The 23,255-nt window shown below is 40.3% G+C and carries 17 protein-coding genes; 15 read left to right on the top strand and 2 right to left on the bottom strand.

The genetic code is table 11. The features are described 5' to 3' along the window. Nucleotide 1 precedes the first annotated feature (1 nt). On the bottom strand, nucleotides 2-1,432 hold the full coding sequence (locus JBW_RS02285; protein WP_007958689.1) for an ammonium transporter: 1,431 nt from the start codon (nucleotides 1,430-1,432) through the stop codon (nucleotides 2-4). Between the two features lie 479 nt (nucleotides 1,433-1,911). Here JBW_RS02285 and JBW_RS02290 point away from each other — a divergent pair, with 479 nt between their 5' ends. The 10 genes from JBW_RS02290 to JBW_RS02335 all read left to right on the top strand — a co-directional run bounded on the left by JBW_RS02290 (nucleotide 1,912) and on the right by JBW_RS02335 (nucleotide 15,301). Beyond that, nucleotides 1,912-3,303, top strand: coding sequence for an NAD(P)/FAD-dependent oxidoreductase (locus JBW_RS02290; RefSeq protein WP_007958690.1), 1,392 nt, complete (start codon nucleotides 1,912-1,914; stop codon nucleotides 3,301-3,303). 331 nt (nucleotides 3,304-3,634) lie between these two features. Further along, entirely contained in the window at nucleotides 3,635-4,897 is a 1,263-nt protein-coding gene (locus JBW_RS02295; protein ID WP_007958691.1) for an NAD(P)/FAD-dependent oxidoreductase, read from the top strand. A 303-nt stretch (nucleotides 4,898-5,200) separates the two neighbouring features. Next, entirely contained in the window at nucleotides 5,201-7,003 is a 1,803-nt protein-coding gene (locus JBW_RS02300; RefSeq protein WP_007958693.1) for a carbon starvation protein A, read from the top strand. Between the two features lie 242 nt (nucleotides 7,004-7,245). Further along, nucleotides 7,246-7,923, top strand: coding sequence for a hypothetical protein (locus JBW_RS02305; protein ID WP_007958694.1), 678 nt, complete (start codon nucleotides 7,246-7,248; stop codon nucleotides 7,921-7,923). 63 nt (nucleotides 7,924-7,986) lie between these two features. Next, the gene (atoS, locus tag JBW_RS02310) at nucleotides 7,987-9,834 is read left to right on the top strand and encodes a two-component system sensor histidine kinase AtoS (protein WP_007958696.1); all 1,848 of its coding nucleotides are present in this window, start codon (nucleotides 7,987-7,989) and stop codon (nucleotides 9,832-9,834) included. Next, the gene (locus JBW_RS02315) at nucleotides 9,821-11,200 is read left to right on the top strand and encodes a sigma 54-interacting transcriptional regulator (RefSeq protein WP_007958697.1); all 1,380 of its coding nucleotides are present in this window, start codon (nucleotides 9,821-9,823) and stop codon (nucleotides 11,198-11,200) included. Before atoS ends, JBW_RS02315 begins: the two co-directional genes overlap by 14 nt. A 203-nt stretch (nucleotides 11,201-11,403) precedes the next feature. After that, entirely contained in the window at nucleotides 11,404-12,063 is a 660-nt protein-coding gene (gene atoD, locus JBW_RS02320; RefSeq protein ID WP_007958700.1) for an acetate CoA-transferase subunit alpha, read from the top strand. After that, nucleotides 12,063-12,725, top strand: a complete 663-nt coding sequence (locus JBW_RS02325; RefSeq protein WP_007958702.1) for a 3-oxoacid CoA-transferase subunit B — start codon at nucleotides 12,063-12,065, stop codon at nucleotides 12,723-12,725. Before atoD ends, JBW_RS02325 begins: the two co-directional genes overlap by 1 nt. 20 nt (nucleotides 12,726-12,745) lie before the next feature. After that, entirely contained in the window at nucleotides 12,746-14,068 is a 1,323-nt protein-coding gene (locus tag JBW_RS02330) for a TIGR00366 family protein (RefSeq protein WP_007938691.1), read from the top strand. Nucleotides 14,069-14,119: 51 nt separating this feature from the next. Further along, on the top strand, nucleotides 14,120-15,301 hold the full coding sequence (locus JBW_RS02335) for an acetyl-CoA C-acetyltransferase (RefSeq protein WP_007958704.1): 1,182 nt from the start codon (nucleotides 14,120-14,122) through the stop codon (nucleotides 15,299-15,301). A gap of 108 nt (nucleotides 15,302-15,409) precedes the next feature. Here the strand turns inward: JBW_RS02335 and JBW_RS02340 are convergent, their stop codons facing one another. Continuing rightward, entirely contained in the window at nucleotides 15,410-16,468 is a 1,059-nt protein-coding gene (locus tag JBW_RS02340; protein WP_007958706.1) for an HD-GYP domain-containing protein, read from the bottom strand. Nucleotides 16,469-16,771: 303 nt separating this feature from the next. On the opposite strand from JBW_RS02340, the gene JBW_RS02345 reads away from it, so the two are divergent. The 5 genes from JBW_RS02345 to kdpA all read left to right on the top strand — a co-directional run bounded on the left by JBW_RS02345 (nucleotide 16,772) and on the right by kdpA (nucleotide 23,239). Next, a complete protein-coding gene (locus JBW_RS02345) occupies nucleotides 16,772-17,524 on the top strand; it encodes a YdcF family protein (RefSeq protein ID WP_007958708.1) in 753 nt (250 codons plus the stop codon). 306 nt (nucleotides 17,525-17,830) lie between these two features. Then, a complete protein-coding gene (nirJ1, locus tag JBW_RS02350) occupies nucleotides 17,831-19,000 on the top strand; it encodes a putative heme d1 biosynthesis radical SAM protein NirJ1 (RefSeq protein ID WP_007958709.1) in 1,170 nt (389 codons plus the stop codon). A gap of 287 nt (nucleotides 19,001-19,287) precedes the next feature. Then, on the top strand, nucleotides 19,288-20,961 hold the full coding sequence (locus tag JBW_RS02355; RefSeq protein ID WP_007958710.1) for a methyl-accepting chemotaxis protein: 1,674 nt from the start codon (nucleotides 19,288-19,290) through the stop codon (nucleotides 20,959-20,961). 488 nt (nucleotides 20,962-21,449) lie between these two features. Continuing rightward, complete coding sequence (kdpF, locus tag JBW_RS26165; protein WP_036681530.1) at nucleotides 21,450-21,536, top strand: K(+)-transporting ATPase subunit F; 87 nt, start codon at nucleotides 21,450-21,452, stop codon at nucleotides 21,534-21,536. Nucleotides 21,537-21,538: 2 nt separating this feature from the next. Next, complete coding sequence (kdpA, locus tag JBW_RS02365; protein WP_007958719.1) at nucleotides 21,539-23,239, top strand: potassium-transporting ATPase subunit KdpA; 1,701 nt, start codon at nucleotides 21,539-21,541, stop codon at nucleotides 23,237-23,239. Nucleotides 23,240-23,255 lie beyond the last annotated feature (16 nt).

Below are 23,255 nucleotides of genomic sequence, written 5' to 3' on the forward strand. Positions count from 1 at the left end.
TTTAGTGAGATTTAGAATGTGAGGCTTGTAAAATTGAACTATTGATTGGTTCTGATTGACTGGCAACATGAGAAAAGCTTAGAGGAGAACCGGCAGTTATATCTTGATAACTATAACCCCGTTCACCGTGTTCTGCAATATCTAGGCCTATGTCTTCATGGTTTTCATCAGAACGTACTTGCATGAATACACTAATTACTTTTAATATCACAAAGGTCATAACAGCTGCAAAAACCCAGGTAACTGCAACGCCGAATAATTGAGTGAAAACAAGATCAGGATTGCCAAAAAATAATCCATCAGCGCCAGCTGGATTTACAGCTGTAGAGGCGAATAGACCTGTGGCGATTGCACCCCAAGTACCGCCAATTCCGTGAACACCAAAAGCATCAAGAGCATCATCATAACCAAGTTTTGCTTTTAAAATACTAACAGCAAAGAAACAGATTGCACCGCCAGCTAAACCGATCACAATAGCAGGTATTACACTAACAAAACCTGCAGCAGGAGTGATTGCCACAAGACCGGCCACACAACCGCTCGCTGCGCCTAGTATAGTGGGTTTGCCATGGTAGAGCCATTCGGTTAAAACCCAAGCGAGTGTAGCAGCAGCTGCAGCTACGTGAGTAACAACGAAAGCGCTGACTGCTAAGCCATTGGCTGACAATGCACTTCCGGCATTAAAGCCGAACCAGCCAAACCAGAGAAGAGAAGCACCGATAAGGGTCATAGGCAAATGGTGAGGCAGCATAATTTCCGTGCCGTATCCCTTGCGTTTGCCAATAAATAAAGCAACTACTAAACCAGAAATACCTGAGGAAATATGAACAACCGTTCCGCCGGCGAAATCCAAGATGCCCATTTCCCGCATCCAGCCACCGACACCCCATACCCAGTGTGCAAGAGGGTCATACACAACGGTGGCCCAAATGACAATAAATACAGCGAAAGCGGAGAACCTCATACGTTCAGCAAAGGAACCTGTAATTAAAGCAGCTGTAATAATGGCGAACATACATTGAAAAACCATAAAAAGCAGATGGGGTATCGTTGCAGCATAGTCGGCATTTGGTAATTGACCTACATCGTTTAAGCCGAACCAGGCTAAGCTGCCGATGATATGGTTGATATCAGGTCCAAAAGAGAGAGAGTAGCCCCATAGTACCCATTGTACAGTAATAAGTCCGATGATAAAAAAACTTTGCATAAGAGTGCTCAGTACGTTTTTAGTTCTTACCATACCACCATAAAATAAGGCTAAACCAGGTGTCATAAGCATTACCAGTGCAGCACTTAACAGAATAAAAGTGGTATCACCTGTGTCGATGGTAGCAACCTCGGTAGCTGCTTCTACGCCTTCTGCGAAGGCTGTTCCGAGACTAAGCAGCATCATAAGGACAGAAGTGCTCATAATAGTCAATAGCTTTTTCATGTTAAAACCTCCCATGATTAATTAGATCGTAAGATATAGTATTTTATACTTTTGGGCAAATAAAAAAGCGTCTAAAGGTGGTGAGACCTTTAGGACGCCATTGTCCCTAATAGACAGAAAAAACCTCCGCGAGTACTTTGCGAAGGCGTCATTGCCTATTTCGTATAAAATTTTATAAATGAATTATATCAATGTTTTATAATCATGTCAATAAAGAAACGCAAAATAAAAATCCGAACAAAAATAATATATTTCTATATAAAATTCGATAAAAATAGGTTATAATAATTTCTGGATTTGTAAAAAGTGTAAAAGTACAAGTCTATTTTTAATGTTGTATTATATATAGAAGCTTAATCATAAAGAGTTTATGAACCACAAAGGCACAATGCCGCTAACGCGGCACGCAAAGGAGTGCACGAAAAAATAAATCGCGTAGCGTTTTACTAACGTAAATATGGATGGGAAGGAGCAAGATAATGCAAAGCAAATATGATGTAGTGATTATTGGCGGAGGTCCGTCGGCAATTTTTGCCGCCTATGAACTAGTGTCCAGCAATCCAGCTATTTCTTTAGCTATGATTGAAGAAGGCCATGATATTTATCATAGGACATGTCCCATAGCAGAAAAGAAAGTGAAGCATTGCATAAACTGCAAACCGTGCAGTATTATGCGTGGATTTGGTGGGGCAGGAGCCTTCTCTGATGGTAAGTATAATTTTACCAGCGAATTTGGAGGCTGGCTAAATGAGTATCTTACAGATGCGCAAGTGGAAGAGTTAATTGATTATGTAGATTCGATTAATATGAAATATGGAGCACCTAAGGAATTCTTCACGACCAAGAACAGCAGCATTCGCAAGAGTGCAATTGCTCATGATTTACATCTGCTGCAAGCAAAAGTTCGTCATTTAGGTACAGAAAATAATTTGCATATTTTAAAGTGTATTTATGAATTTTTAAAAGATAAAATGACGATCGTGTTTAATAAACACGTAGAAGATTTTCAAAAGCAAGAAGAAGGCTTTATTGTAAAAATGGAAAATAGCCAGGAAGAGATTTGCTGTGACTATTTAATTGCAGCTCCTGGTCGCGCCGGTTCAGAATGGTTTTCTGAAAAATGCCTAAAGATGGGACTGACGATTTCCAGCAATCAAGTGGATGTTGGTGTGCGAGTGGAAATTCCCGCAGAAGTGTTTCAGCATATTACAGATGAAGTATACGAAGCGAAGTTAGTGTATCGTACGAAGCAATATGGAGATTTGGTTCGTACCTTTTGTATGAATCCCAAAGGATATGTGGTGGCAGAAAATACAGATGGTATTATTACAGTGAATGGCCATAGCTATCGTGACGAAAAACTTCATAGTAAAAATACGAACTTTGCTTTATTAGTTAGTAATCGTTTCACAGAGCCTTTTAACGAACCACAACAATATGGTAAGCGAATTGCTTCTTTCTCTAATATGCTAGGTGGCGGAGTGCTAGTACAACGTTTTGGTGATTTGATAAAAGGGCGCAGAACCAATGAACATCGATTAGACCAAAGCTTTACCAAGCCAACTCTTGCTGCGACCCCAGGAGATTTGAGTTTGGTTTTGCCAAAACGTCATCTAGATAATTTAATTGAAATGATTTATGCCTTGGATAAAATTGCACCTGGGATGGCAAATGATGATACTTTGCTATATGGTGTAGAAGTAAAGTTTTATAGTTCTCGCTTAAAGCTGACAGAGCAGCTAGAGACTCAGATCCCGAATATGTTTGGTATTGGAGATGGAGCAGGTATCACACGCGGTCTATCTCAGGCCAGTGCCAGCGGCATACATGTTGCTAGAGTGATTCACCAGAGAATGCAAAAAGATATATAATAATTACCAATAAAGAAAGCATAAGTTTCATTAAAATGTGTAGCATTTATAAAAAAACAATGAACCGCGAAGAATTACATCTTCGCGGTTCGATTCGTTTTCACAAGCTGAATCCAAGTCTTGCAAGGTTACGTGAAAAAATAGACAGAATTCATTGAAAAAAACTATAAGATAGATAGCTTTTTGTTATAGCGAAAAAAAGAGAAAAAAGACGATTAATTGAGATTTAGGGAGTAAAAATAGATTAGACAGCCTGTCAGAGAGTGTGAATGTTACTTATGAATATGTTATTGTTATAGAGAAGTGAAAGAAAGAGACGGAGGACATAAAAATGCAAAATGAAACAGCGGTAAAACCACCTCATATTGTAATTATTGGGGCTGGTTTTGGCGGGATTCGTACAGCCCGTGCACTGGCAAAGCATGAGGTGAAAATTACCCTTATCGATAAGTATAATTATCATTTATTTCAACCGTTACTATATCAAGTGGCAACGGCTGGATTATCTGTAGATGATATTGCGTATCCTGTTCGTGCTATATTTAGAGATCAGAAAAATGTAGATTTTCGTTTAGCAGAAGTATCGGATGTGGATTTTGATAATAAAGTCGTTACCATGAATACTGGTGAAATTGGTTATGACTATTTGGTGATCGCAGCAGGTGGTTCGACAAATTATTTTGGTATGGAGTCTATGGAGAAAAACGGTTTTGGCATGAAAACCTTAGATGAATCCGTTATGATCCGTAATCATGTACTGCGTATGTTTGAATTGGCAGCTCATGAGAAAGATGCTGATAAGCGTCGAGCGTTATTAACCTTTGTGATTGTAGGCGGTGGTCCTACTGGTGTGGAATCTGCGGGTGCTTTATCGGAATTGATTTACCATGTTATGGTAAAGGAATACCATAACATGAATTTTAAAGAAGTACGCATTATGTTAGTCGAGGCTTCGGACAAATTATTTGCAACCATGCCAAAAGAATTGCGTGATGCTACTGTAGAAACTTTAATCCGTAAACATGTAGAAGTACGTTTGTGTGTACAGGTCACAGACTATAATGGGGAAAAAATGAGTCTAAAGGGCGGCGAAGTGATTCCAACCTATACTGTAGTTTGGGCAGCAGGGGTAAAAGCCAATTCCTTGCTAGATACATTAAAGGTTGAGCAGGCCAGTATGAGGCGGGCGATTGTAAATGAATTTTTGCAGCTGCCTAACCGTCCCGAAGTATTTGTGATTGGCGATTCAGCTCAATTTATACAAGGGGAAAGACCTTTGCCGATGGTGGCGCCTGTAGCGATACAACAGGCTGAAGTCGCGGCAAAGAATATACGCAGCTTAATACGCGGCAAGGAACTTAAAAAATTCACATATAGAGATGTGGGAAACATGGCAACCATTGGACGTAATGCAGCGGTTGTGCATATGGGAAACTTTAAGACTCATGGATTTATTGCTTGGGCTATCTGGTCCTTTGTACACATTTTACGACTCATTGATTTTCGTAATCGTGCCGTTGTATTTGTAAAATGGATGTGGGACTATCTTGTATATGAAAGAGTCGTGCGCATTATTACTCGGCAGAGACAATAAGAAAATCTAAGTTTCTTTAAAGAAGAACTTGAACCATAGAGGATAGGGAAAAAATAAAACCTTTTGAAACGCGAAGACGCGAAGAGTAGGAAGGACACGAAGGGATTATACGATATTCCTTCGTGTTCTTCGCATCTTCGCGCCTTCGCGTTTCAATTGGTTATTTCCAATGAACCCTGATTCCTTTCTGATTATCGATTAATTTATTCCATTGAGCTATTTTTTGTTTCCCAATGGTAGTACTTGGGGTATGGTATAGGTGGAATCTTAAAGAGTATTTAGAAAACAAGGAGGAGGTTTATTGTGAACGGTATTTATCTTGTTATTATTGCCGCGCTTTGGTTAACCCTTGCGTATCGCATTTATGGTTCCTTTATAGCTGCCAAAGTGCTTACGCTGAATTCAGAACGGGTTACTCCTGCGGTAAGTATGGACGATGGGCGGGATTACGTTCCCACAAACAAATGGGTTACCTTTGGTCATCATTTTGCAGCCATAGCTGGTGCTGGTCCATTAGTAGGTCCGGTTATTGCTGCCCAGTTTGGTTATCTGCCAGGAACGCTGTGGTTATTAATTGGTGCTGTTTTTGCTGGGGCTGTCCATGATATGGTAATCCTGTTCGCCTCAGTTCGCCACAATGGTTTATCAGTGGCACAAATAGCAAAGAAGGAAGTCAGTAATATATCTGGTTTTTGTACTTCGATTGCAGTTTTATTTTTGCTGGTGATTACCCTGGCTGGTATGGCAGTGGTAGTAGCAAATGCTTTGTACAATAGCCCTTGGGGTACATTCACGGTTGCTGCCACCATTCCGATTGCCATTTTTATTGGTATTTACCTGCGCTGGCTGCGCCCTGGGAAAATCCAGGAAGCTTCTATCATTGGTGTACTATTGGTTTTGTCTGCTGTTTTTGTCGGTCCATGGATTCAGCATTCTTCATTGGCACCGTATTTTACATTTGACGTGAGGCAATTATCAATTATGCTAGCCTTTTACGGTTTCTTTGCCGCTGCATTGCCAGTGTGGCTGCTACTGGCACCACGAGATTACTTGAGTACCTATATGAAAATTGGTACCATTGCTGCTTTGACTATTGGTATTATTGTAGTTAGACCTGAAATCCAAATGCCTGCATTCAGTCAATTTGTGAATGGCGGTGGACCCGTTATTGGCGGTCCTGCTTGGCCGTTTGTCTTTATTACCATTGCCTGTGGTGCGTTATCTGGTTTTCACTCCTTAATTAGTACCGGTACGACGCCGAAAATGATCATGAATGAAAGAGAGATTCTCCCTATTGGCTACGGTGCTATGTTAGTTGAAAGTTTTGTTGCTTTAATGGCATTGATTGCTGCTACCAGTTTGAATCCGGCTGATTATTTTGCCATCAACTCTACTCCGGCAGCATTTGCAAAATTAGGATTAGTCGTAGACCAATTGCCCCATTTGTCAGAAATGGTTGGCGAAAATATAACAGGGCGTCCCGGTGGTGCCGTTTCTTTGGCTGTCGGTATGGCTCATATTTTCTCCAAAATACCAGGAATGGAATCACTCATGTCCTTTTGGTACCATTTTTGTATCATGTTTGAAGCCTTATTCATTTTGACGTTGATTGATGCTGGTACTCGCGTTGGCCGTTATCTATTACAAGAAATGGGTGGCGTGATCTATAAACCACTCAAAAACACTCACTGGTGGCCCGGTATCATCTTTACTAGTGCTTTAATTTGTTTTGCTTGGGGCTATCTGGTACTTCAGGGGAATATTTCTACGATTTGGCCTTTATTTGGTGTTTCGAATCAGCTATTAGGCACCTTGACGTTAGCAATCGGTACTACCATGCTCTTCCGTATGGGTCGAGGGCGTTATGCCTGGATCACCATTATGCCCATGATGTTTTTAGCAACAGTTACATTCACCGCTGATTATATGAATATTTTCAATACATATTTACCAGCAAAAAATTACCTGCTAGCTGGTGTAAGCGGTATCATGTTTATACTAGTAATCATTGTTCTCGTTGACTCTATCATTCGCTGGGTGCATCTGTCACGAACGGTTCCACCTGATTATAGCGAAACACCCGCACCCAAATCCATAATCAATTAGAGAGAATATAAAAGAAAAAATAAGCTCCGCATGCTCGGAGCTTATTTTTTGTTATAGGGGAAACAAAGGAAGATTTAGCACAGTGTATAAGTTTAAACCCCTTTGTGTCCTTTGCGTCTTTGTGGTTCAATTCGTTTTATTTTTAAAAAGATGCATCAGAGTATCTTATATTGCATAGCCGATGTGATTTATATATAATGAGCTATAAAAAAGGATGGTCGCTTCTAAGGGGGAATATCAAGATGATGGATATGCCGGTTATTATTTCAGATCATGTAATGGATAGTGTGAAGGGATGGAGTATTGAAGAGTCGATACCGAATTTATCCCGTGTTATTGCAGTGTTGAAAGAAACTTGGGATTTACAGACATTTAAAAATTTAGAACGAGGGAAAGTAGCAGTTCCTGATGATGTGATGAATGAGTATTTAGCTTCAACGATAGAAGATAGTGAAGAAATAAGAGAATTGTCCATTACGTCCTTAAAGGATCATAAGCTGAAAATTACTGCTTTAACAAAGAAAGCTGGGCGTATGGTTTTTATATGCCATGTAAAGCAGTTTGAACATAATAAAGATAGTTCTGTTATGAAATTAAAAATCGTAGATAAGAAATTACCCGATAAACCGATTGTTTCATGGATTTTTTCTAAAGTCAGTTTGGCTATGGTTACAAAATTCGTAGGTCATGTTGATCCAGGTTATGAATTGGGAGTTAAAATCGTAGGCAATGAGGTAACCATTGATTTTCATCAGGCTTTATATAACTCTAATATAGGCACGATTGATGTCTTGGGGTATAAACCGTTGGATGCTGTAATCATTAAAGAGGCTGTACCGGAAAAGGGATTTGTCAACTTCACAACAGCTGTGGATTTACCGGATGAGATTAAAGACAGGATTAAGAATGTACTGCCCTAAATACCAGGAGCGATTCTAGCTTTACCATGTACAAGCAGTAAGCAGTAAGCAGTGAGGATGAGAATGATGAGGAATTTTTTCCCGAAAACATTACGTTATCAAATGTTATTATTGATATTAATGATTGTCAGTGTACCCATCCTGCTGATCGGATATACGGTTAAAATACAGGCTGAAAAAGCGTTGCTGCAAGAAAAGCAGATAAAGCTGTTTGGTATTGCCAGGCTGCTTGATCATCATCTTGGCAATGGTTTTGATACAATTTTATCAGAAAGACATATGCTGGATAAGAAACGTTCTGATAAGATAAAAGCCTTAAATGAAAGATTAGCCAGCTATACCGATATCGTTGCAGAGGTTAATACAGGAATTGGTGTGGGCTATTATAGTAAAGAACTAGATGCGATTATTACTTACGGACCTAGTGATACATATGCCAATAAAGTCGGTATTTCCATTGAAGAGCTGCATCCAGGGCGAAAAGTAATGGAGACAGGGCAGAGTATGGTGCAATTTGGTAAGTTGGTTCGGGGCAATATTATGAACGTTATGCTTCCCATTGAGCGAAATGGACAAATAGTAGGATATATATGGGCCAATGAATTGACAGATGATGTTCAGGCTCAGTTAAAAGTCATGGACAAAAATATAGTTTGGTCTGTTTTAATTGGCATTTTGGTTGGCATGATGTTGACGGTGGGCCTGACAAACCGTTTCGTAAAAGATGTAGAAGAGATTAAAAGAGGGTTACAACGTCTACGATTTAACTTGAAGAAACCAATTGTATCTATGGAGGGTGAAATCGGTGAAATTGTTGATGAGATTAATCATATGGCCCAATCTCTGATTGACGCTCGTTCTCTGAATGAGAATATTATGTATAGTATTGCTGATGGCGTTGTTACTGTGGATACAGAAGGTATGATTACGACAATGAATCAGGCGGCTCAGCAAATAACTGGTTTTACTCTAGAAGAAGTGATTGGAAGACGATATAAAGAGATATTTCGTGAAAATGATCAGTTTCACAGTTTATTGTTAGACACATTGGTATCAGGAACAAATCATATTGGCATTGAAATTAATTATCCCGTCAAGGAAAAGTATATTTATATTAGCATTAGTACGAGTATACTCATCGATAGTCATAATAAAACGATTGGTGCGGTTGTTGTTTTTAAGGATTTAACCCAGCAGCATAGTTTGCAGGAGCAAGTATATAGAGCAGAGCGGTTAGCTGCCTTAGGCGAACTTATGGCGAGCATTGCTCATGAAATACGCAATCCGTTGACGGCGATTAAAGGGTTCGTTCAATATTTGCAAAATGTGGATAGTGACGAGGAACGACAAGAATATATGCCGATTATCATTAAAGAAGTGGATCGTGTCAATCGTGTCATTGAACAATTATTATATTTTGCAAGACCTTATAAAACCCACTATATATGGGTTAATATCAATGAATTAATTGAAAGTACTTTAGTGCTGGTTCAAAACAAAACGACTAGACATAAGGTGGAATTCCGTTTATTTCTTGCGGACAGTTTACCCCAGGTAGAGGCAGATGCAGAACAAATTAGGCAGGTACTACTGAATCTTCTCATAAATGCGATGCAGGCTATCACGGATAAAGGATCTGTGATAATCGATACATGGCAGCCTGATCCATCCTTTGTTTGTGTCAGAATCACCGATACGGGAAACGGTATTAGAGAAGAAAATCGAAAAAAAATATTTGACCCTTTTTTTACGACGAAGTCAGCAGGAACTGGCTTAGGACTGGCAGTAGTCCAACGTATTATCAGTGCCCATTATGGACAGGTGGAGATTGAGAGTCAAGTCAACGAATGGACAGCAGTGACCTTGAAGCTTCCTGTTGTTCATCAAGGAGGCAAGCATGATGAATCATAACTACACCATATTGGTAGTTGATGATGAAGATAGTGTACGAAAATTATTAACAGCTGTGCTTAAGCGGGAAGGTTACCATGTAGAGAGTGCCGTAGATGGACAAGATGCCATAGAAAAATGTGCTACAGTTAAGCCTCATGCGATTTTGATGGATATTCGAATGCCTGTCATGGATGGGATCGCTGCATTTAAAGAAATGAAAAAGATTCATCGCGGTGTGACAGTCATATTAATGACAGCTTTTGCTGCAGTTGAAACAGCGATAGAGGCGATAAAGCTTGGAGCTTTTGATTATCTTATTAAGCCTTTTGATATTGATGAAGTTACCTTATTGGTCAATCGTGCAATCCAGATACAACGTATGGAAAAAGAAATTACAGTACTGCATCGCGAACTTAATGATTCGTATCGTTTAGATAAAATATTGACAAACAGTCCCAAAGTAGAGGAATTATATAGAATTATTGATAGGGTCGCCCAAAGCAATGCAAGTGTTTTGATAACAGGAGAAAGTGGTACCGGTAAGGAATTAATTGCAAACTCCATTCATTATAATAGCCCTCGCCGTAAGGGACCGTTTATTAAAATCAATTGTAGCGCATTGCCGGAAGGGTTACTAGAAAGCGAGTTATTTGGACATGAAAAGGGCGCTTTTACTGGAGCGATGATGCGTAGAGCAGGGCGGTTTGAGCAGGCTGATAAAGGGACTCTCTTCTTGGATGAGATTGGGGAAATTTCTACGAAGTTACAGGTTAAACTATTACGTGTACTTCAAGAACGGGAGTTTGAGCGGGTAGGCGGCAATGCGACGATCAAAATTGACATTCGTGTCATTGCGGCAACGAATCAAAATCTAGAAAAAATGGTGAAAGAGGGAAGCTTTCGTCAAGACTTATACTATCGTATGAACGTAGTCTGTCTCAATTCTGTGCCTTTACGTGAGCGCAAAGAAGATATCAGATTATTAGCGGATCATTTTTTGCACAAGTTTTCTTACGAAAATGATCGAGGAATTCTTAGATTTGATGATGGAGCAATGGCTGCATTAGAAAAATATGATTGGCCAGGTAATGTACGGGAGTTAGCGAATGTCGCTGAACGGGCAGTGATCATGAGTACTGGAAGTGTAATTTTTATTGAAGATTTGCCTTTGCCCTTGCGGGATAAGAGCATGATTGCACAGAATGAAACTGAAAGAGACAGATATACAGGGCATACTCTCAAAGAAATGATTAAGGAAGAAGAATGTAAACTGATAAAACAAGCACTGCTTCGCAATCAGGGTAACAAGATGAAGACTGCGAAAGAACTGGGAATCAGTAGGCGTGCTTTAATTTATAAGACGCAAGAGTATGAGATTGAATAGTGTGAATATTAGTGTAAAGGTGTGAAAGAAAATTCACACTTCCATTAAAAAAATAAATAAGCTGAGTAAACGAGTCGTAGGAATACTAGCAGTGTTTATGCTAGTGGGCTGCCTTATCAAAAAAGATAAGGCAGCTTTATTTTTTTGGCATGTATCTTGCGTTAGATAAGGATGTTGAAAATAAAGCAGGGAGGTTTGTTAAGATGAACAAACATGTGACCATCGAAGAAGTAGGCCAATCATTTAAAGATGGTATGACTGTAATGGTTGGTGGTTTTTTAGGTGTTGGAACGCCTGAAGTATTAGTGCAAGCGATTCTAGATAGAGAAATTAAAGACCTTACCTTGATCGTGACTGATACTGGTTTTATTGATAAAGGAGTGGGACCTTTAATCGTTAAGCGCTTGGTTAAGCACGTAATTGCCTCCCATATTGGTACCAACGTTGAAACCGGTAAACAAATGATTCAGGAGCAACTATCTGTGGAGTTAGTACCTCAAGGGACGCTAGCAGAAAGAATACGTTGTGGTGGATCAGGTCTGGGCGGTGTCCTTACTTCAACTGGCATTGGTACGATTGTAGAGGCAAATAAAGAAAAAATCTGGGTTGATGGTGTGGAGTATTTAATAGAGAAGGCTTTAAGGGCTGATCTTGCACTGCTAAAAGCTAAAAAAGCAGATAAGGCTGGAAATTTAGTGTATGACAAATCTGCTCGCAATTTTAATCCGGTAATGGCCTTAGCCGCTGATCTTGTTATTGTGCAAGTGGATGAAATTGTGGAAATTGGTGAAATTGATCCTGATGAGGTCATGACGCCAGGCGTACTTGTAGATCAAATTATATGTATCGGAGGGGCTAGGTAATGAATGCAAAAGAAATAATTGCTAGACGGGTAGCAGTGGAAATGCAAGATGGAGATGTTGTAAATCTAGGCATTGGTCTGCCTACAATGGTGGCAAATTACCTGCCAGAGGGCATAAATGTGGTTTTGCAGTCGGAAAATGGTTTCGTTGGTCTAAGCAGCGTGGGTGAAGTTCCTGACAATAATTTAGTTAATGCAGGTGGACAGCATTGTGGTATTAATCCTGGCGGTGCGGTATTTGATAGTGCCATGTCCTTTTGTCTAATTCGCGGCGGTCATGTGGATGTCACTGTGCTGGGCGGATTACAGGTAGACCAATACGGTAATTTGGCTAACTGGATGGTTCCGGGCAAGATGGTTCCTGGCATGGGAGGGGCGATGGATTTAGTGTCAGGTGCAAAAAAGGTTATTGTGGCTATGGAACATTCTGCGAAAGACGGTTCTTCAAAAATTTTAAAAGAATGCACTCTGCCCCTTACTGGTAAAGGGAAAGTCAATCTTCTTGTGACAGAATTAGGCGTATTTCGTGTAATTCCAGAAGGTCTTTTGTTGGAAGAAATTGCTCCTGGTGTAGAAGTTGAGACTGTGGCAGCTAGAACAGAGGCTGCACTCATCATTAGTCCAAATCTTAAAGTTATGCAGAATCTTGCATCACAAATCTAACTATAAAAGGAGAATCAGAAATGGTAAATGCAATCGCAAAATTTTTTACCAACTTAGTAAATCGTTTTTTACCGGATCCGTTAGTTTTTGCCATCTTACTTACGATTATCACTTTTGTGTTGGGTATTGCCATGACCCCCAACAGCCCACTAGATATGGTTAAGCTGTGGGGGGATGGATTCTGGAATCTATTAGGTTTTGCCATGCAGATGGCTTTAGTATTGGTTACTGGACATGCTTTAGCCAGCTCGGCACCCATTAAGAAGGGAATGACTAAACTCGCATCCATTGCCAAGACGCCGGCTCAGGGAGTTATGTTAGTGACATTTATGTCTGCTGTTGCTTGCATTATTAACTGGGGATTTGGCTTGGTTGTTGGTGCTATGTTTGCCCGGGAAGTGGCTCGCCGCATTCCAAAATCGGATTATCGATTGCTCATTGCATCAGCCTATATTGGATTTTTGACATGGCATGGCGGTTTATCTGCTTCGATTCCTTTGGTGGCTGCGACAAAAGGCAATCCCATGGAAAAAATATGCGGTCTGATTCCAATTTCGAGCACGATTTTTACGCCTTATAATATTTTTATTACAGTGGCCTTAATTATCACTTTACCCTTTTTGACTCGCATGATGATGCCAAAGGAAAGTGAAGTCGTTGCAGTTGATCCTGCCCTTTTGCAAGATGAGGTGGCAGTTACCAAAGTGGTAGGAAAAGATGCCACTTGGGCGGAAAGAATTGAGGAAAGTCGTTTATTGGCCTTTGTCGTAGGAGGCTTTGGTATTGTGTATCTAGGTATGTACTTTCTTCAAAAAGGTTTTGATATTAACGTGAATACTGTTAATTTGATATTTTTAACGGTGGGGATTTTGCTGCACAAAACTCCTATGGCCTATGCCAGGGCGATTACCGCGGCAACTCGTGGCACCTCTGGGATTTTAATTCAATTTCCTTTTTACGCCGGCATTCAGATTATGATGGAACATTCTGGCTTGGGCGGCATTATTACAAACTGGTTTGTGCATATAGCCACTAAGGAAACATTTCCGATTATGGCCTTCTTTAGCTCGGCATTAATAAATTTTGCAGTCCCATCAGGTGGTGGACACTGGGTAATACAAGGGCCGTTTGTTATGCCAGCAGCTCAGGCCTTAGGTTCCGATTTGGGGAAAGCGGCTATGGCGATTGCTTATGGTGAAGCGTGGATGAATATGGCTCAGCCATTTTGGGCATTGCCTGCATTGGCAATTGCTGGTTTAGGTGTTAGAGATATTATGGGATATTGTGTAACGGCTCTGCTGTTTTCTGGGATTATTTTTGTTGTGGGATTACATTTTTTCTAAGCCGAGCTAATGGGTGAAGTAATTACATATAAAAATGGAGGTATATGAAATATGAAAGAAGTAGTAATTGTAAGTGCTGTACGTACTCCTGTAGGTAGTTTCAATGGTGCCTTGTCGCCTTTTACAGCTGTTGACTTAGGAGCCATTGTGATTAAAGAAGCAATTGTTCGCAGTGGCATTCGTGCAGAGCAGGTTGAAGAAGTTATTTTTGGTAATGTATTACAAGCGGGTCTGGGACAAAATCCTGCTCGTCAAGCGGCAATCAAAGCAGGTATTCCTGTTGATACGTCGGCTTATACCATCAATAAGGTGTGTGGCTCTGGACTAAAATCTGTAAATATAGCAGCCCAGACGATTATGACAGGTGATGCGGATATTGTAATAGCAGGGGGTATGGAAAGCATGACCAATGCTCCTTATACTTTAGATAGTAAGGCACGCTGGGGATTGCGTATGGGGCATTCAAAGGTTGTTGATACGATGATTCAGGACGGTTTGTGGTGCGCATTTAATGACTATCATATGGGGATTACCGCTGAGAATGTAGCTGAGGTCTATGGCATTAGTCGTGAAGAGCAAGATCAGTTAGCATCTGAGTCACAGCAAAAGGCGATCCAGGCAATTGCTGATGGTGTATTTAAAGAGGAAATTGTGCCTGTTATTATAAAGAATAAGAAAGGTGAGAGTGTTTTTGATACAGATGAATACCCTAGAGCAGGAACGACTGCTGAAACCCTAAAGGGCTTAAAACCTGCCTTTAAGAAAGATGGTACTGTAACTGCGGGTAATGCTTCGGGTATTAATGATGGGGCGGCAGCTATTGTATTAATGTCTGCCGATAAAGCTAAAAAATTAGGGATTACGCCTTTGGCTCGTATTCGCTCCTTCGGTTCAGCAGGTGTTGATCCAAGTGTTATGGGGATTGGTCCTGTTCCAGCCACTAAAAAAGCCTTGGCTAAAGCAGGTTTAACTGTAGCTGATTTGGACTTAATTGAAGCCAACGAGGCTTTTGCAGCTCAGTTTTTAGCGGTAGGCAAAGAGCTTGGTTTTGCTAAAGAAAAGGTGAATATCCGCGGTGGTGCAATTGCTCTTGGACATCCAATAGGAGCTAGTGGAGCGCGTATATTGGTAACGCTGTTACATGGAATGAAGCAAAAGGATGCAAAAATAGGATTGGCAACCTTATGCATTGGCGGCGGGCAGGGCGTAGCAACAATTGTAGAGTTGATATAAACATTTCCATTCTTTAGAACAGAAAAACATTTAAAATATGAAGAGTATCATTTAGAACTTTCTATCATAATAAAAACAGGCTTTGTACAAAGACAAAGCCTGTTTTTATTATGATAAGGGGTAATCGGGAGTACACATTCGATTGATACTGCGGGTTTTATCGGTAGATAGATCAATCAGCTTTTGATCGAGAGTTTTAACAATTGGATCATTGGAGTTAGGCGAAAAGAAAATAATCGTTGCCTCTTGTCCATCGCTTAAGATAACATTACTATTTAATAAAGAATCACGAACCTGTTTCGTAAACATTTGACAGATGGTAGGGTCAAGTTTGCCAAACATATCTTTTGTTATTACATTAAGAGCATTGAAAGGATTGCAATAGTCTTCTAGATAGGAATGGTAGTGAAAGATATCGGCAATGGCAATAATTTTAGCATAGGGGTGAATTTTTGGACTGGAAATACCCATCGGGAAACCAGTACCGTCCAAATACTCGTGATGTTGTAAAACGCTTAAGGTTACTTCGTCGGAAATGCCTTTTACATTCTTAATCAACCGGGCTCCATTGATAACATGATCCTTTTCCGAAGTGGAACTGTTTTCGTGACTAATAACCATTTTTCCTATATCATGGAGCAGTCCCGCTAAGGTGAGTGCTTTAAGCTCCGTTTCATTATAATTGAGCTGTCTGCCGATTAATCCACAGATATAGGCTACCATGGCAGTGTGCCGTGCAATCTTGCTGGCTAGTTGATAATCGCTAATCAACAGGTAGTCCATAAGAGCTGGACCTGTTGTCAGTATTGAAGAATAGATTGCAAAAGAGGTGCTCTTCAGAGCCAGAACAGGAACCTTATTTTGGTTGCGTACAAATTCAAAGGAGCTGTCAGTAGAGGTTAGGATGGAATCATATTCTTGAAAGAACTGCATGCATTCTTTAGATATATCAAAAGAAGAGGATGGAGGCGGCAGTATAGCTTGGCTTTCCGATGGCTCGTGGTCATCCTCCGCATTTATATAGACATAATTGACATCCCACATACTAAGGAGCGAGATGGCCCGTTGACTTAAAACTCCCCCTGCATTTAGCAACGTTTTTCCAGCGGGAGTGATGACAGCATCACTGAGTATCAAACCAGGGCTTAGATTTTTAACTGCGACCATTTTAGTAGCGATAAGAACCAACTCCTTTAATGACTATATATAAATAAAATCGAATTATATACAAAAGAAAATAAGTGCTAATAGTAAGATTATACATGGTATGGCTAAATATCTCAAAATATTTTCGAAGAAGTACTGAATAATAAGATCTTTGTCCTATATCTATGGAGTAGATAAGTTTAAGAAAATATTAAATGCAGAGGACACAAAACATTTTCATGATTTTTTGCATATTGCAAGAGGGCGGGTTATAATGAGGCTAAAAGATCAGAATGTCACTTATCGAGCATGGAGGCGAAAATATTGGTATATTTTATTAAGTTTTTATATAGCACCTTCTTATTTCCCCCGGGAATTATTATAGTGGGCTTATTTTTTTTATGTTTGTATGCCTTCCAGAATCATCGGAAATTAGCAAAAATAATAGGGTTATTTACATTGGTATTTTATTTATGCACCATTTCAGTGCTAAGTGATCGGTTAATAGGAGCTTTGGAAAAAGAGTACCAGGTTCCAAGGTCAGTAGAAGGAGATGTTATTATCATGCTGGGAGGTGGAGCAACGCTTGATACACCGAATGTCAACGGATTAGGCCATCTGTCAGGCTTTGCTGCCAACCGTCTTTTAACTTCGGCTCAACTGTACCAAAAGCTGCATATTCCTATTATCTTATCAGGGGGAAAAGTCTTAGAGACTACAGGGTGTGAAGCGCAGATCAGCAAGCTTATTTTGCTCGGATTAGGGGTTCCAGAAGAGAAAATTATTATTGAGGATAAAAGTCTAAATACTACGGAAAATGCGATGTATACGAAAGTACTACTGGAGAAGTATGGATTTAAACAGCCTGTTTTAGTGACCTCGGCTTTTCATATGAAACGGTCTGTATTGCAATTTGAAAAGACACAGGTAACTGTTCTGCCTTATCCAACGGATTATCAAAGCAATATAAAAAATCAATTTGAACTTCATCAATTGTGGCCTTCGGCAGGTGCTTTGCTAAATACAAGTTTGGCGTTGAAAGAATACGTAGGTATTTTAGCAGTCAAGTGGTATTAGTACCTTATCAGCCCTAAATCAGTGGATACTGACAGTCTATTCTCCGCACCCCTTCGTTGTCGTCGGTCGCCATACTCCCGGTATGCTTCCCTCCTTCGCCTTGTGCTGCGAAGAATAGCCTTGCCATTATCCTACCGTTTTAAAGCTGACAAGGTAATAAGTACAAAAAAAGGATGTAATTTAAAAAGGACTAAGTATAGACATTTCCTATATAAGACTGTTACAATATGCTAAGAACGTATATGTTAGTAGGTCGTTTTTTTTGCGATTCTACTAATGAAAAATATTGAGAAAAGAGTGAAAAATATGATTGGTGTAAGCAAATTGCTTTGCGATACGGAAAATTTTGGGGATTCATTGCGTTATGCTCCCGGTGTCCACGGACAACGTCATGGTGCTGCGCAAGGTATGGGACCAGTACTTTCTTGGAATATTACACGAACCTGTAATTTGAAATGTGTACATTGCTACTCTAATTCAGATGGGAAAAAATATGATGGTGAGCTGACAACGAAAGAAGCTAAAAAATTTATTGATGATTGTGCCGCCTTTAAGGTCCCTGTTTTGTTGTTGTCAGGAGGAGAGCCTCTCATTCGTCCTGACGTTTTTGAATTGGTGGAGCATGCGAAGAAATATGGCATACGTTCTACTTTTTCTACCAATGGCACATTAATTGATAAACAATTGGCAAAAGATATTAAGGCACTAAATGTAGGTTATGTGGGTATTAGCCTTGATGGTTTGGGTGAGGCCAATGATAAATTCCGTGGTAAGCAAGGGGCTTTTGAGAAAGCCCTGGAAGGCATTCGCAACTGTCTGGATGTGGGGCAACGCGTTGGTTTGCGTTTTACCATTAACCGCTATAATTTCCATGACTTAGAAAATATTTTTCGACTGATAAAAGAAGAAAAAATTCCTCGGGTCTGTTTTTATCATTTGGTTTATTCAGGAAGAGCTTCTCAGATGATGGAGCATGATGTTACTCATGAGGAGTCTCGTCAGGCTATGGACCTTATTATGGCTAAGGCTCAAGAATTCGATAAAACCTGTGAAATACTCACCGTTGATAACCATGCGGATATTGTATATTTGTATTTGCAGTCTCTTAAGAAGGACCCTGTGCGTGCCGAGAAGGTATGGAATTTGATGATGCGCAATGGCGGCAATCGCTCAGGCATAGCCTTTGGCAATGTAGATCCTTTAGGCAATGTTCATTCGGATCAATTTACCCAGAATTATACCATTGGAAATGTTCGTGATCGAGCAATTGGCGATATCTGGACAGATGAGTCCAATCCTATTCTTGCAGGGTTAAAGGATCGCAAAGCATTATTAAAAGGCCGCTGTGGTATTTGTAAATGGCTAAATGTCTGTAATGGCAATTTCCGTGCCCGCGCGGAAGCTGCCACAGGTGATTTTTGGGAATCAGATCCAGCCTGTTATTTGACAGACGAAGAGATCGGTATCGTAAAATAGCGAGACTTTCGATAATCTTGGATATTTTGCTGTCACCATAAGGTGGCAGCACTTTTTTTGACTCCGGATAAAGGTAAATTAGTACGCGCTTATACCTCTTTAGGATTTATTTATTTTGATGATTATCTTCTGATTAAATTTCAAGTATAGCTGGTATGTTGTAATGTGTTGTTCCAGATAATAGAATGAAAAAAGTACATTTCACATTGAATCTTAAAAATGAATGAGTTATTATAAGAACATTACTTCATTCATGCAAGTAAGAATCTTAATAAGAGGAGAATTCCGTGAAGATCAAAACAAAATTAATTATAGGATATACTGTTTTATCATGTTTAGTTATTGCTGTAACCATATCTTCCATTTACGGATTTAAGAATTTACAATCTGCCTATGAGACAATTACAAACCAATCAGACGTTACGGTGATTCATTTGCGGGAGATACAATATTATTTTACTGGGCAAGCCAATGATGAACGCGGATTTTTGTTAACTGGCAGTCAGGAGTTTCGCAAGGAAATCGGCGAAAAATCAGACAATATAAAAAAACGTGTCGTATTGCTTCAAGGACTGATCACGACAAAGGAGCAACAAGAGCTATTAAGTAAGATCGATGCCGCACACACTCGTTTTACGCAAAGCAATTATTCTGTAATGGATCTTTATTCAGCTGGACATGTAGAAGAAGCGAAGCAAATGTCATTTGGAGATGGTCGAAAGACTCGCAAAGAATTGGAAACCGCTTTTAACCAGTTGGTAGCATTTACTTTGGAAAAGGCAGCTGATCAAAAACAGCAGGCTCAGGAGCTGGCGAAGAACATTATAATTGGCATACTAATCGCTTCAGCTATTGCAATTAGTATTGGTATTCTATTAGGTCTTTATATGGCACGTACCATAACGAAACCGATCATTCAAATGACAGAGCATATGGTAAGCGGTGATTTGAATTTTGCTGCGAATGTTACGTCCGCAGATGAAGTTGGTCATTTAATCCGGGCCTTTGACAAGATGATAACAACTTTGCGTTCTATGGTTATCGGTGTACAATCGAATGCAGAACAAGTTGCTGCTTCGGCAGAAGAATTGACGGCTAGTGCTGAAGAATCTGCTCATGCCGTTAATCAGGTTGCTACCTCTATTATGGAGGTAGCCCAGGGATCGGATGAGCAAGTCATGATTGTGAATGAAAATATAGCGGGTATTGAGCAGTTAGCTGCCAGTATTGGGCAGGTTGCTGTTAAAACGAATCAGGTATCGTTAAATGCCCAGCAGGCTGCTATTTCTGCGAAATCAGGGAGTGAAGCTATTGAGGCTGCTATTAAGCAAATGCTGCAAGTGGAACAGTCTACGGGCAAATCGGCAGAAGTTATTGCTAAATTAGGAGGGCACTCCCAGGAAATTGGGCAGATTGTCGATGCCATTGCCAGTATTGCGGGTCAAACCAATCTTCTTGCTCTCAATGCTGCTATTGAAGCCGCAAGGGCAGGAGAACACGGCAGAGGTTTTGCTGTTGTTGCCGAAGAAGTACGAAAACTGGCTGAACAGTCCCAGCATGCTACCAAAGAGATTGGGCATCTCATTCATGAAATTCAGGGAGATACTAATGAAGCAGTGCAGGCTATGCGGATTGGAGCGCAAGAAGTGCAAAAAGGCAATACAGTGGTCAATCTAGCAGGACAGTCTTTTAACGAAATTGCTGGTTCAGTAGATCAAGTTTCTTCCCAGATGCAGGACATTTCAGCATTCACCCAACAAATTGTTGACAAGAGCCAGCAGATTGTTGCCTCAATCGGTAACATCGCTGCTATTAGCAAGGACAATGCTAGTCGGACCCAAACCGCATCGGCAGCAACGGAAGAGCAATCCGCATCAATAGAAGAGATTGCTTCTTCCAGCCAGGTATTGGCAAAGTTAGCTGAAGAACTGCAACGTTCTATTTCTCACTTTAAAAGTTAATGGTTGGTATTAAGGGCAGAGGGAGTTCTAGTCGGTCGGCCGCTCATTATAGGTGCCTATGGTGGAAGTGCAGAAGGGGTAAAATGATAATTGATAAGTACACGAGTGAGCTAAAGGCTGCTATGATTGTAACGGGCTGTAAGAGTGTTAAGGAGATTCCTCCAGAGGTTTTATGGCATAAATAATGTTGTATAGTGTAAGGAAATCAGTTGGCCGATAAGGTTATGGTGTGTATTTTAATAAAGAAGCTGAAATGTAATAGGATATTGTTTACCGCCCGTAAGGGCGGTTTTTTAATTTATAAGTCGCTTAGCTGCTGAAGAACTAGATCGTTAGGAATTAGTAAGTATCAATATTGTAATAGTGTGAAAACAAGGCTGGTATTTTTACATTATCTTTACATCCTTGCGGTCTTTCTTGACGGCTTCTTTATAGGAAATTGGGTTACAATAGTCCTGTAAGAGGATTTGGATAGGAGGCTGGTAGTTGTGATTGATTTATGGATAGCGGGTTTAACATCACTAGGTCTATTTGTGTATCTAATATATGCATTATTAAAACCGGAGGAGTTTTAGATATGATTACAGATGTATTACTATTTATTGTATTTTTTGTATTGCTGCTTCTCATGGCTTGGCCCTTGGGAAGGTATATGGCAAAAGTCTATAGTGGTGAGAGAACGATGTTTGATACCATCTTTTTGCCAATGGAAAAGACCTTATATCGTTTAGCCGGAATTGATGGTGCCCAGGAGATGAATTGGAGGCAGTATGCCGGCGGGCTCTTAATCTTTAACATATTAGGTATGGCTGCTGTAGTAGCTATACAGGAATTGCAGGCTATACTGCCATGGAATCCTGAAGGTTTGGCTGCAGTGCCTTTTGATTTAGCTTTTAATACAGCAGCTAGCTTTATGACAAATACCAATTGGCAGGCTTATAGTGGCGAAACCACAATGAGTTATTTCACACAGATGGCAGCGCTGACAGTACAAAATTTTCTTTCTGCAGCAACAGGTATGGCAGTTGCAGTTGCGCTAGTACGAGGGTTAACTCGTAAGAATACAAAACATATCGGTAATTTCTGGTCTGATATGGTACGAAGTATAATCTGGATTTTGCTGCCCTTATCCATTGTAGTTAGCATGTTGTTCATGCAGCAGGGCGTAATACAAAATCTTTCACCTTATGTAACAGTGGATACCTTAGAAGGGGGACAGCAGACAATTGCTATGGGACCTGTAGCTTCCCAGGAAGCTATTAAAGAATTAGGTACTAATGGCGGTGGATTTTTCAATACTAATTCGGCTCATCCTTTTGAAAATCCAACTCCTCTTACGAATCTAGTTCAGGTATTGAGCATTTTTCTTATTCCTACAGGAATGGTATTTATGTTTGGGAATATGGTCAAGGATCGGCGTCAGGGATATGCAATACTGGCAGCGATGCTCTTGCTGTTTTCTGTAAGTCTTGGTGGTCTCTACGCGAGTGAAATCTATGGCAACCCAATAACGGGGCACGGATTGAGTGAACCAACGAACATGGAAGGCAAGGATATGCGCTTTGGCACAAACGGTTCCGCCTTATTTGCTGCCGTGACAACAGCAGCCTCTTGTGGGGCAGTAAATACCATGCATGATAGCCTCACACCTCTAGGTGGCATGGTGCCGATGTTGCAGATGATGTTAGGGGAAGTCGTAATCGGTGGTGTTGGTGCAGGTCTTTATGGCATGATGATGTTTATTATGCTGACTGTCTTTGTAGTAGGATTGATGGTTGGTCGTACACCTGAGTATTTAGGTAAAAAAATTGAAGCAAATGAAATGAAGATGGCAATCATCGCTATTTTGATCCCTGCGGTAACGGTGTTATTTGGCAGCGCTATTTCTGTTATTACTGAAGCAGGTCTTGCTGGCCTTAACAATACTGGCCCTCATGGTTTAAGTGAGATATTATATGCCTTTGCTTCTGCTGCAGGTAATAACGGTAGTGCTTTTGCAGGTTTAAGTGCCAATACCTTATATTACAATCTGATGATAGCTGTGGGTGTTTTAATAGGACGGTTTGGCGTGATTATACCCGTCTTGGCCATTGCTGGCAGCTTGGCAGAAAAAAGAGTATCGCCTCCCGGACCTGGGACTTTTCCAACAACAGGATCATTGTTTGTTCTATTGTTAGCTGGAATTGTCGTCATGGTAGGAGCGCTGACCTTTTTGCCCGCACTGTCCCTAGGACCCATTATTGAACATTTATTGATGCTGCAAGGTATGACTTTTTAACAAGGAGGAAAAAGCT

This window comes from Pelosinus fermentans JBW45 (assembly GCF_000271665.2).
In the GTDB taxonomy this organism is placed as follows: domain Bacteria; phylum Bacillota; class Negativicutes; order DSM-13327; family DSM-13327; genus Pelosinus; species Pelosinus baikalensis.